Source organism: Novacetimonas hansenii JCM 7643, assembly GCF_000964405.1.
Taxonomy (GTDB): Bacteria; Pseudomonadota; Alphaproteobacteria; order Acetobacterales; family Acetobacteraceae; genus Novacetimonas; species Novacetimonas hansenii.
This window is the reverse complement of sequence record NZ_BANE01000404.1, coordinates 1-11,963: the sequence shown is the minus strand read 5'-3', so window position 1 is coordinate 11,963 and position 11,963 is coordinate 1. Positions and strand designations below refer to the sequence as shown.

Sequence of the window (11,963 nt, the reverse complement as noted above, 5' to 3'; positions counted from 1 at the left end):
CCAAAAACTTTTCCTGTTTTTTATCAATGATGTGTTTTCAAACATTCTCTGAAAGCAGAGAATCCCCAGACACTTTTAAAAATATTCACCCCAAACTTCCATGATGTCCGTGGAGTACCGGTCCCGATGATCGCGCGCCCTCCCGTGCGACAGGGACGCTTTACCGAAGGGCTGCGATACCGGTCATTTCCACGCGCCAGCGCGGGTCGGCCAGGCGGGCCTCCACCGTGGCGCGGGCGGGTTTATTCGCCGTATCCAGCCATGCATCCCACGCCCGGTTCATCGCCGCCATGTCCCCCATGTCCGCAAGGAAGATCTGCATCGACAGCAGGCGGCTCTTGTCCGTCCCGGCTTCCGCCAGCAGCGCATCCACCTGGCGCAGGATATCGGCGGTCTGTCCTTCGGCATCGGCGTCGGGATCATCCGCGACCTGCCCGGCAAGGTGGACCAGACCGTTATGAACCACCGCCCCGGTCAGGCGCGTTTCGGGCTGAAGGCGTTTGATCGACATAGGGGTCTCTCCGTCTTTATGACTTTTACGAAAACAGGCTTCTGATGCGGTGTTTGCCCATGTCCTGGCAATATCAGGACACTGTTGGGGCACATTACCCGCGCGGGCGCGACATTTCATACAGGGCGACGGCGGCAGCGTTGGAGACGTTAAGGCTTTCCATATCCCCCGACATCGCAAGGCCCGCAATCTCGTCACAATGTTCGCGCGTCAGGCGGCGCAGGCCCGCGCCCTCTGCCCCCAGCACCAGCGCGACGCGCCGCTGACGGAAAGACGCACCATCCAGGATACCCCCCCCCGCATCGAGCCCCACCGTCCACATGCCATGGGATTTCAGCGCGTCGATCGTGCGTGACAGGTTGACCACACGCACCAGCGGCACGACCTCCAGCGCGCCGGATGCGGCCTTGGCCAGCGCACCGGTTTCCTCTGGCGCGTTGCGGTCCTGCACGATCACCGCCGCGGCACCGAACGCCGCCGCCGAACGCAGGATCGCCCCGATATTGCGCGGGTCCGTCACCTGATCCAGCAGCAGGACCGGCCCGGGACGTTCCACGATATCCTCCAGCGCGGGAGTGTCCAGCAGGTCCGCCAGAAGCGCGATTCCCTGATGCACGGCGTCACGGCCGCAAATGCTGTCGATACGCGCGCGATCCACGCGCTGCGGCTGGATCGGCAGGGCGCGTCCCATCCGTTCCTCAAGCGCGGCCTGCGCCTCCGCCGTGGTCAGCAACTGCCGCAGGTGACGGTGCGGATTCGACAGCGCCGCCATCACTGCATGCGTGCCATAAAGCCAGCATGTGCCGCGCGGCGCGACCTCTGCCCGGCCCCGTTCGGCGGCACGGTCAGGCCCACGATCGGACCCACGGTCAAACGATGCCCTGCCGCGCCCACGCGACGGCATGGCGGAAGCAGGAGGGGACGAATCGGCCGCACCCACAGGACGGCCCGGACGACGGCGGGAAGGACGCATGTTCATGCATGCGGTTTTAGGCATAAGCAGCCCGCGCGTCATCCGTAATTCTTGCAGCTTTTTGGTCGTGGGCATTGACACCCCGACATTGAATGATTATCACCCCGTCAACCCGGAGGGATGCCCGAGTGGCTAAAGGGGGCGGACTGTAAATCCGCTGGCGTACGCCTACGTTGGTTCGAATCCAACTCCCTCCACCATTTTCCTGAAAAATTATAAATAAATCAGTCCCCTAATAATAGGACAGGGTTGCATAGCCCTCTTGGTCCCCACCTTGATATCATCAGGCGGGTCAGGTTTATTGTGGTCATGCTGCTTGGGCCATGCCCGATATTGCCTCCAAGCTGCTGGCGCGCTTGCGGATGATGAACCAAATAGCGTTTTACGTGAGTCCACCCCAGCACCGCAGTGGCCCTTGCCAGGCTGGTGCAAGATGCTCTTTCACGCCGCGCGTCGCGCCATGAGCAGAGATATAGAAGACGGGCGACCGGTTCCGCCTTCTGTTATGCTTGGAAAGCTGACAGATGAAGCAAGTTTTGATGCTATATTAAATTCGTAGCAGTCTGGTCGCGCGGGGTAAGCAGCCCGCGTTGATCCCGGAGAAAAAAGCTGGACCGGCTGAACAATCCCGAAATGTGGGATTACCCGGACATGGTGGACGTCACCAAGGAAAGCCGTATGAAAATATCGCCGGAACTCGATCAGGAGATCAGGGCGCGCATTCAGCGGATCCGTCAGAAAAAAAGCGAAGCAAGCGACGCAGTCCACAAAAGACGTTGCTTCAAAGGGTCGTTTCTGGCTCTCATGTTTTGATCCTGCGGTCCAGTGACCATCTTACATGACGGGGCATGCGCAGACCCTGATCGTTCTCGGTCGCCTCTGCCCCTCTTAACGCCCGATGGAAAATGACAAAAGACACAGGCCTACGGCTGAGAAAGAAAGTATGATGCGCAGGTTCAGCAACCGCTGCATCACAACCATACTTGGCCTCACGCTTGCTGCCTGTGCGCCGCCCCCCACACACAGGCAGCACGATACGCCCGCATGCATGCACTACCGCGCGATGATGACCGCCCCGATGCCACCAGACGCCATGCACAGGTTACAGGCACAATGCGATGCCTCCCGGCAACGAGGAAAATAACCCGTGCATTCTCGCACGATACAGAAATCCCCCCTATGGACTTTGCTGCATCACAAAAACTGTTGGGAATGGCGGCTCGAATGACAAAAGGCACCCTTCCCGACAATCGTAAAACGCGCACCGCCACAGACTGATTTTGAGAACCTGTTTGAAACGCCCGGGCCAGTCACCCGCAGGCATGATAAAAAATTTTCGGTGCAGGCTTTTACATTCCTCATGAATTGCCTGAGTCCAACACAATCCCAGCAAGTTTTTTGATACTGCCTTTTTCCAAAGGGGCTGTTCGAGAAACATCTGCAACTGATATTTTTTATGAGTTCAGTATATAAATACCCTTATTAAAATAAAGCATTTTAAGCGATTGTTTGAAAACAAGAAAAATTTTGGGTGCCGCCTTTTGATCGAAAAAGGCGGCATCTTCTGAAGCATTTCAGGAAAACATTCACCAAAAACATTTATAATTTCAGGATATGATTGATCCTGAATTTTCAAATAGCCGCCAAAAATTTTATCGCGCCGATGGCATCAGAACGTCACGCCCCGCACTTTCCAACACGGCATCGCCCTGCGGAGAGTGAATGCGCCCACATAAAACATCACGAAAATGACGTTCCAAAGGGTTATTTTGTGAGAGACCGGGATTCCCGATAGCTTCTATAGCACGAGTGACCGCACTGATGGCATTTTCTGTCACCAGACGTTTAACCTGCTGTATTTCCACTTCAGAAATATTTTCTGCAAACCCTGATTGCAAAAGCGCCTTGTTACTTAAAAGCAATCCTTCCAGTTCACCAATAACGACATGAAAGCGTGGTAACGTTGCCAAAGACCGACCCAGACCCGACGGAACACGTTCGTGCAGGAACTTAACAAACCAGTCACGGGCACTGCATGCTATTGCATTATATAGTGATGAAATCAGCAAGGCATGGTACCTCCCAAGCTGCGGGATCTCAGGATTGCTGACAGACGGGGATACCACGTTTATAATATGATCGTCGGGAATAAAAACATTATCAAAAATAAACGTATGACTTCCCGTGGCGCGCATGCCCAGTTGATGCCAGCTTTTTTCGATTCTTACACCAGGTTCATCCAGACGGACAAGAATCTGACCAATTCTTGGCGACTCCTCGGCCGTTGCAACCCACACCAACCCCCAGCGCAGGGCGGTAGAACCTGTCGAAAAAATCTTTCGCCCATCAAGACGCCAGCCATTCGTGTCCTTGCGAATAACTGTCTGGGGAATGCCACCCCTTGAAGGTGTACCAAGCTCTGGCTCAACACGCAGCGCATTGATGAGTGTACCATTATCCAGAATGTCTTTAAGCAGCCTGTCCTTTGCAGGCGTAGCCCAACTGGATTGCGTCACTGCCCATGTTTGCAGATATTGCATGGCAAGAATCAACGCAGTTGACGGATCTGCTGTTGCAATTTTTGCGACAATCCGCGTCATGTCCGATAATGGTATTTCCTGTCCGCCGATATTGCGCGGCACAGCAAGACCCAGATATCCAGCCTTACGAAGGTCTTCCAGGCTTTCTGTTGCAATCTCGCCAGAGCGGTCATGAACAACAGCACGGGCCGAAAAACATTCGAGAAATGCATCAAGGGTCGTATCAGTCATAATCAAAACTTTCCTGAATTAGAACTGCGCTCTTAAGCCACCATAAAACATACGCGGCGCCCCCATCTGAAGGGTATCCTGATCACCGGCAAGCGGGAAATTTTCGACCCCCATGGCCCCGATATAGCGAACATTTGTCAGGTTATAGACGTTAAAGTTTATACGAAAGTTCTTCATGATACCAATACGTCCAAAATCATAGGATGCACCCAGATTGGTCAACCAGTATGAAGGGACAGATGTTGCAGGATCTTGTGCCGTATAACCATAGCTGAGGTTACGCCGCCCGATATAAGAGGTATTAATAAATACTTCAGCATTATGGAAACTATAGGATGCGGATGCCTTGTACATCAAACTTGGGTATCCAACAACCTGACGCCCATGGGAATAATAGGTGATACCATCAGACGTAATATTCTTGGCATACGTCGCATGATTATAGCTGATGCTATTATAAATATTCAGGCCATGAACGGGAATGAATGTCAGGGCGGCATCAACCCCATTCATGTTGACACTTCCGACATTCTGAACCGATGAAAGGAACTGTGTCGGGGTCACGTTATAGGAGAGCGCCTGGAGCCTATTATGAAAATCAACCCGATAGGCAGAGATGCTTCCCGTGAGGTAGCGGGAGGTATAGCGATATCCTATCGAATAGGCCCATGCGGTTTCCGGCTGTACATTCCTGCCCTTTTCTTCATAAGCCTGCTGCGAGTTGACAAGAGGCGAAGCGGCAGCGCCGTAAGTTGAAACCGGGAAGGCACGTACATTTTCCGCAAAATCAAAATATAATTCGTGATGTTTCCTGAAATTCCAATCTATGTTGATATGAGGCAGAAACGCCTTGGCTGTGGTCAGGCTGTCCCCGCCCGCAATGGCGGACGCACCGGTATAATCTGGATAATTGGCCAAAGCACCAACACGGGTCGTGTTGAGAAGGGACCTGAATCCATAATGAATTTTCAACCCATGAACCGGGCTATAGGTATCGCTGACATGTGCAACAAAGGTATTGGTATTAAAAACCTGTGCATAAAGTGTCGCATATGGGTTATTCCATGGCCCCCAGGAATTTAACGGTGACCCTGTCCCCAGAACCGGTTCGCTATATTCATTTCCCTCAGTATTGAAATGATTGTTTTCGTACCAGAATCCCACATTGATATCATGATGTGCGATATTATAGGCCAGATTCGTAGTACCACCGAAACGCTGGATCCCGGTATGGGTGACGTCCTCTGAAAGGGCTGCGCCATTTGGGGCGGGAACCATATCCTGCGTATACGGATTGGCCCATGTTGTATAAAAAGACTCACGATGACCATAGATACTGCCGGTCAGGCGAAGCCGGTTGGTTAACAGGAAATCATAATTGATGCCGCCCATATAATCACGCACTTCATTGACCCCATCATAATAGGACACATCCTTGGGATCGTTGGAGCGGTTTTCGCCCCGCATGTAATTGCCTTCTGCCGCCATATAAGCATCGCGATAGCCGTTTGGCGTTCCATAATAATAATCAGGTCTCTGCCCAACTGTATTAAGAATCTCAAGGCTTTTGGGCATATAGGTCATCTGGTCGACATCGGAATAATCAAAAAATGCCGAGATATGACTGCTTTCCCCGATTGGTTGATAAAGCTTGGCATTAATGACCTGCTGGAACTGGGGGCCAACCCCTGTCCATTTATTCGTATCATTGCGGGCATAGGAAACATAAAAACGGGTTTTTGCCGGTCCGATTTCACCGCTATCCAAACGGACGAACGTTCGGAACATATTATAGCTGCCGAAGGTCTGTGAAACTTCAGCGCCCTTTTTCTTTGCAGGGTCGCGACTGGCATACAAAATGGCGCCACCAAGACTTGAGGTCGCGGCGACGTCCTCTGCTCCTGCCCCCTGCGATATTGATACCGTCCGTATATTTTCTGGTGAAATGGCCTGGGTGATACCTAATCCGTTATAGTTATAAAAAGTCTGCTCGCCCAAAGGCATTCCATCCAGTGTTGCGCCGATTTGATTACTCTGGAACCCACGGACATACAGTTGCGATGTCCAGATATCCAGACCCCTGCCCATCACCACCCGCAAACATCACACCCGGAAGCTGGCCAAGGGTCTGAAGGGGATTGGCGCCTGCCACGTTTCGGGCCAAGGCCGTTTGCGTAATGATACTGGCCGTTGCATGGGACAGATGATGCCCGACAACACCCAGCAGTTCAGCGCCACTCGCCTGAACGGAGTCCCCTTCTTTGCCTGATGCCGCATTGGCATTTGGCTTTCTGGCAGGCCTGATGGCAGATGCCGATACTGTTCCACCATTATGCATATCCTGATGTGCAGGAACCTTCGGGTGGTTCGATGATATTATAGAAGGGGTCTGGGCATATCCATATGTCACAAAAGTCGTTGACAACAAAAAAGCACCATATATTTCAATTAAATTATGGTTTTGTTTGTATTTTCTCATTTTTATTTCCGTATTATTTGAATTTTGATGAATTTATTTCATGGATTATGAAAATAACCCATGTAGGTTCCTGACAATCGCCGTAAACAACGCATGTGGTAATTCACTTCATATTTAAGTTGAATTCCATAATAACTAAATTGTTATGCAACTAATTTCACGGCATCTGATATTTTGCAAATCATTTCTATTATTTTATATAACTAAAAAATTTAGTTTATTATGGCACTCAAACCATATCGCTATCGCGATGCTTTCAGATTCTACCTTACCCATAAAATATATTATGAAAATCAATTTTGATAAATTATTACTTTTGTAATATGGGATTAATTCCAGATATTACATTAAATATACTCACATAGTTATTGAAATATTTATAAAAATTACTGCATGTATTTTATGAATCATTCCCGATAGTTTTCATCCAAAAATGCGCAGATCATGACGACAGCGAGGACGCTGCGGGAAAATGATGGTGCAAGCTTGCAGTCCCCTCCAACGACCAAGAGCCGGGAGGGCAAAGAACGCCTTGCCACCCCTCCCCCCGGATCAGGGAGATGTACTACCCATCTGCGGGGCCTGATCCGCTGTTCCCATATGACTGGCCTGAACTGGCATGATGACAGGGTCATTTTTGGATTGCATCGGGCGCCATGCACAGACAAGGCGTACCCCTGCCAAAGCATGATGATATTTTCTTATAAATTATTTATTTATGTTTTCTTTTAAACACTATCTCATCCCGGCACCTACCATTTCGGGTAGGTGCGCGCGACTATGGTTTCCCATAGATTATATTCCAGATGTGAAAAACAGTCATACATCCTGATATTAGGCAATCATATCTGCAATCTATACTTATTTATGCGAATGAAAATGGTAATATTACAATGCGCCTGACCCTTTATACCGATTACGCATTGCGTACGCTGCTCTATCTTGGGGCAAAGCCGGATACTCGGGTCGCCATTCATGATATTGCGCAGACCTACGATATTTCCGAAAACCATCTGGTCAAGGTTGTCCACAAACTTGGCCGGGGTGGGTTTATCGTGACGAAGCGCGGACGCAATGGTGGCCTGCTGCTGGCACGCGCCCCGCAGGACATCCGCATCGGCGATATCGTGCGTTATACCGAAGAAGACATGGGAATCGTCGCCTGCAATCAGGAAAAGGGGTCATGCCGGCTGGCGGGTGTATGCCGTCTGCAGGGCCTGATGGGCGAGGCGCTGAACGCGTTCATGAGCGTGCTGGACCGGCGGACCCTGGCCGATGTCATGACCCATCCGCACCTGCTTCAGACATTCCAGATGATGTTGCCTACCGCCGCGTCGGAACCAATGACGCGCGAACATGAGTACAATGGACATGACCACAATACCGCCTTTGCCTGATGGTCCTGCGCGCCGGATCATTGGGGAACTGTTGCGTGTTTCATACGATATTGCCGATACAAGGATGACCTGACATATAAAAACCGCAACCGGACAAGGAAGCCTTCCCAATGACATGGATGTGCAAGAAACGGGCTGTGCCTGCTCTGCTTTTCTTCGTGTTGCCGGTTCTGGCTATGCCCCTTGCGGGATGTGGGGATGGTGAAAGCCACACCCACACGGTTGTTGTGGTGCCCCAAGGATCAAAGGTGGTATGTACCGATGGGTCAAAACCACCCTGCCCCCCTGATGACTGACATGTTCTTAAAATAAGAGACCATTTGAAAAATCAGGCTCAATAATATCCTGAAATTATAAAGGTTTTTGGTGAATATTTTCCCAAAAAGCTTCAGAAGGCGGCACCAGAAAACTTTCATTCCCTGTACCCATGAAATGCCCCCACTCTGTCTCCTGAAAGACGGGTTGGAAAAGCAGCTTCATTATCTAACCGGGACCATGAAAGTTTCTGGTGCAGCTTTTCCCCCAAAAAATCGACAGATATTGGTTTTCTGAAAAAATCAGCACCCAGCGGCCTTGGTGTTGCCCCGATAGGATAGGATAGGTTCAGACAGCGCCGTCAAACGCTGCGGGGACATACAGCCCCGACCGTCTCTGGGCCATATCGCACGCGGCGTTGATCCTACTGTGCGAAACATCATGTCATATGGGGCACCTACCTGCGCGCGCCCATGATGATCCTGTTGGTCATGCCTGCCGTTGATGAAGGACAGTCCCCATGAAAGCAACATGGGCCAGATAGAAGGCAACGCCCCTATGCCCCTTCTCAGGTGACCCAAAATATTCCCGATCAAACATCCTAAAAGCTTTCGCGTATCGCCCTCCCCTTAACAGGGCACCTGTTTCAAAGCCTGCTTATATAATATTTGCCAAAACCTTTGTTATTTCAGGCAGGTGCATGTGGGTGTGGCTTTTTCATCACGCCATCGCATCAGAAAGCGGATATCCTGCATCCCATAGTTGTTATGATATAACGTTCTATGTAAGATGCGCCGCCTGACACCACCATTTTTTGACCATTCCCAACGCAGGCCCTTACATGCCCCCATCCCCGCGCATCCTTCCCCTGTTGTCATCTTCCTGCCTGCTGATTGGCACGACATGCCTGTCCGCGCTGCCCACAGGTGGCACGGCACATGCCGCAGCCGTGGCCACAACCACAACCAACGGCGGCACGAAAGAAGACGCACGCTCCACTTTTGCTGACAGCACGCAGCCCACCGCCACACAACAGAACACGCACGCCCCCACACGGCAGACCGTCACCGATTACACCGATGCACAGGGCGAACATGTTACGGTCAACGCGCATCTCGATCAGGTGCGTTCCGCCCTGCAACCTGCCACCGGGGCCAGTACCTATCGTTTTTCACGCAAGGATATCGAGGCCATTCCGGGCGGCGACAACGCACCGATGAACACCGTCCTGTTGCAGGCCCCCGGCGTGGCGCAGGACAGTTACGGGCAGATCCATATCCGTGGCGACCATAACGAGGTACAGTTCCGCCTTGATGGTGTGCAACTTCCCGAAGGGCTGAGTGTCTTTGGCCAGACGCTGATGACGCGCTTTGCCCATTCGATGTCGATGACAACCGGCGCATTACCCAGCGAATACGGTTTCCTGCAGGCGGGCGTTATAGATATCACGACCAAGAATGGCAGCACCGATCCCGGTGGTGAAGTTTCGGTCTATGGCGGGGCGCGGGATTATTTCTTTCCATCCCTGCAATATGGCGGGGCGCATGGCAAATGGGATTATTTTGTCACCGCAGATTTCGTGCATGACCGTGTGGGCATTGAAAACACGACGCCAAAATTCAACGCGCTGCATGACCTGACCAACCAATATCATTTCCTTGGTCATGTGCGCTATACCGCTGATGAAAATACCCGCATCAGCTTTACCGCAGGGGTATCGAACGCATATTATCAGCTGCCGAACAATCCCGGTCAGCAAAGGCAGTTCGCGAATCCTGACTTCCTTTCCAGTAACCTGTCCCACCAGGTCTATGGCAGTGTCAACAGCGCGGACCTGAATGAACGGCAAAAGGAAATCACGGATTTCGCGATCCTGTCCCTGCAAAAGGAAATCGGGAGTTTCAGCCTGCAATCATCGGTTTTTTCCCGCTACAGCTCCCTTGGCTATTCCCCCGACGCATTGGGGGATCTGGTATATAACGGCATCGCACAACGTGCGCAGCGTTCCGTCATGTCCACCGGGTCACAGACCGACGTGACATGGCGTGCCGCCCCGCGCCATACCGTGCGCTTTGGCTATCAGGCCTATGTCGAACGTACGGTATCACAGACGGATTCCACCGTTTATCCCCAGACCGGGACAGACAGTGACGGGAATGCGATCTTCAGTGGCGTGACGGAAAATATTCATGATGGCAATGGCCGCACCGGCTGGCTGTATGGCCTGTATGCGCAAGATGAGTGGCGGCCGGTACGTAACCTGACAATCAATTACGGCCTGCGTTTTGACGGGGTGGATGAATATACACATTCAAAACAGGTCAGCCCACGCCTCAACATCGTCTGGCAACCCTGGCGTGGGGGCACGCTGCATGCGGGATATTCACGCTACTTCACGCCACCGCCATTCGAACTGGTGGGGGGCACGTCGCTGAACAAATTCGCAAATACGTCCGCGGCACCGGGAACGTTGCAGGATACCACCGTCAAATCGGAACGCGACCATTATTTTGATGCAGGATTTTCACAGGTTCTGCTGCCGGGATGGCATGCGTCATTTGACGCGTATGTAAAACTGGCGCGCAACATGATTGACGAAGGGCAGTTCGGCTCCCCCATCATCCTGTCGGCCTTCAATTACCGTCGGGGGCAGGTCAACGGATATGAATTCGCCACCGATTACAGCCATGGGCCATTTTCGGTCTATGGCAACTTTGCGTGGTCACGCGCCATCGGCAAGGATATCAACAGCGCGCAATGGAACTTTGATCCCTCTGACCTTGCCTATATCCGCCAGCATTGGATTCACCTGGACCATGACCAGCGGTGGACAGCCTCCGCCGGGGGCAGTTACAGCGCGTTTTACAAGACGGGACATCCGCTGCGCCTGTCGGCAACGATGGTATATGGCAACGGCCTGCGCGCCGACGGCGCCACCCCGAACGGGGCAAAAGTGCCGCAATATGTGACGTTCAACCTGTCACTGGTGCAATCGTTCCAGGACCTGTTTCAGGTCGGGTTCCTCAAACGCACACAGTTGCGCCTTGATGTCATCAACCTGTTCGACCGCCGCTATGAACTGCGTGATGGCAGCGGGATCGGGGTGGGCGCGCCGCAATACGGCCTGCGCCGCACGATCCTGACGGGACTGTCACAGCGTTTCTGACCCCCTGCCCGTCCCCTGTCATGGACCATGGGGACGGGACGGATCTTGTTTGGAAATATGGGACAGGCCGCCCACAGGAATAAGAAAATTTCTGGTGACGATTTCTAAAAATCCCTGAAATCTGTTTCCTTTCTAATGAACGGCACCAGCCGGACCCATCCATTACTTCCGATCAGTGGCGATGTTATCAAATGGTTTTCAGGGTTTTAGAGGCTGCTTGAAAAAGAACCTTCAATAACATTCTGAAATTATAAAAGTTTTTGGTGAAGATTTTTCCAAAAAGCTTCAGAAGACGCCGCCTTTTTCGATCAAAAGGCGGCACCCCAAAACTTTTCTTATTTTTTATAAATAATTTGTTTCCAGACACTCTCTTAGAGCCTGATCCGAAAGTTTTTGAACAATACCAGCCTG

At 51.9% G+C, this 11,963-nt stretch carries 9 protein-coding genes and 1 tRNA gene; 4 read left to right on the top strand and 6 right to left on the bottom strand.

Annotated features, from left to right (window positions below; translation table 11 throughout):
• Positions 1-160 precede the first annotated feature (160 nt).
• Together B7G66_RS16810 and rlmB are read right to left on the bottom strand one after the other, a co-directional pair.
• A complete protein-coding gene (locus tag B7G66_RS16810; protein ID WP_003621537.1) occupies positions 161-511 on the bottom strand; it encodes a RidA family protein in 351 nt (116 codons plus the stop codon).
• 94 nt (positions 512-605) lie between these two features.
• Positions 606-1,490 (bottom strand): 23S rRNA (guanosine(2251)-2'-O)-methyltransferase RlmB, encoded by an 885-nt coding sequence (gene rlmB / locus B7G66_RS16805; RefSeq protein WP_040512703.1) that lies wholly within the window; start codon positions 1,488-1,490, stop codon positions 606-608.
• Between the two features lie 108 nt (positions 1,491-1,598).
• On the opposite strand from rlmB, the gene B7G66_RS16800 reads away from it, so the two are divergent.
• Both B7G66_RS16800 and B7G66_RS18050 read left to right on the top strand, forming a co-directional pair.
• A tRNA-Tyr gene (locus tag B7G66_RS16800) sits at positions 1,599-1,684 on the top strand.
• Between the two features lie 451 nt (positions 1,685-2,135).
• A complete protein-coding gene (locus B7G66_RS18050) occupies positions 2,136-2,297 on the top strand; it encodes a hypothetical protein (RefSeq protein ID WP_155116157.1) in 162 nt (53 codons plus the stop codon).
• Positions 2,298-3,136: 839 nt separating this feature from the next.
• Here the strand turns inward: B7G66_RS18050 and B7G66_RS16785 are convergent.
• From B7G66_RS16785 to B7G66_RS17685, 3 genes are read right to left on the bottom strand one after another with little or no spacing between them, the layout of a single operon-like run.
• On the bottom strand, positions 3,137-4,255 hold the full coding sequence (locus B7G66_RS16785; protein WP_003621533.1) for an acyl-CoA dehydrogenase family protein: 1,119 nt from the start codon (positions 4,253-4,255) through the stop codon (positions 3,137-3,139).
• 18 nt (positions 4,256-4,273) lie between these two features.
• Positions 4,274-6,259, bottom strand: a complete 1,986-nt coding sequence (locus B7G66_RS16780; RefSeq protein WP_231106227.1) for a TonB-dependent receptor — start codon at positions 6,257-6,259, stop codon at positions 4,274-4,276.
• A gap of 25 nt (positions 6,260-6,284) precedes the next feature.
• A complete protein-coding gene (locus tag B7G66_RS17685) occupies positions 6,285-6,734 on the bottom strand; it encodes a M48 family metalloprotease (RefSeq protein WP_141313064.1) in 450 nt (149 codons plus the stop codon).
• Positions 6,735-7,627: 893 nt separating this feature from the next.
• Between B7G66_RS17685 and B7G66_RS16775 the strand changes: the two genes are divergently transcribed.
• Positions 7,628-8,131, top strand: a complete 504-nt coding sequence (locus B7G66_RS16775; RefSeq protein WP_003621528.1) for an RrF2 family transcriptional regulator — start codon at positions 7,628-7,630, stop codon at positions 8,129-8,131.
• A 1,096-nt stretch (positions 8,132-9,227) separates the two neighbouring features.
• On the top strand, positions 9,228-11,552 hold the full coding sequence (locus B7G66_RS16770; protein WP_003621525.1) for a TonB-dependent receptor: 2,325 nt from the start codon (positions 9,228-9,230) through the stop codon (positions 11,550-11,552).
• 187 nt (positions 11,553-11,739) lie between these two features.
• Here B7G66_RS16770 and B7G66_RS18555 read toward each other — a convergent pair.
• On the bottom strand, positions 11,740-11,963 hold a 224-nt coding region (locus B7G66_RS18555), incomplete at its 5' end, for a hypothetical protein (protein ID WP_206778214.1).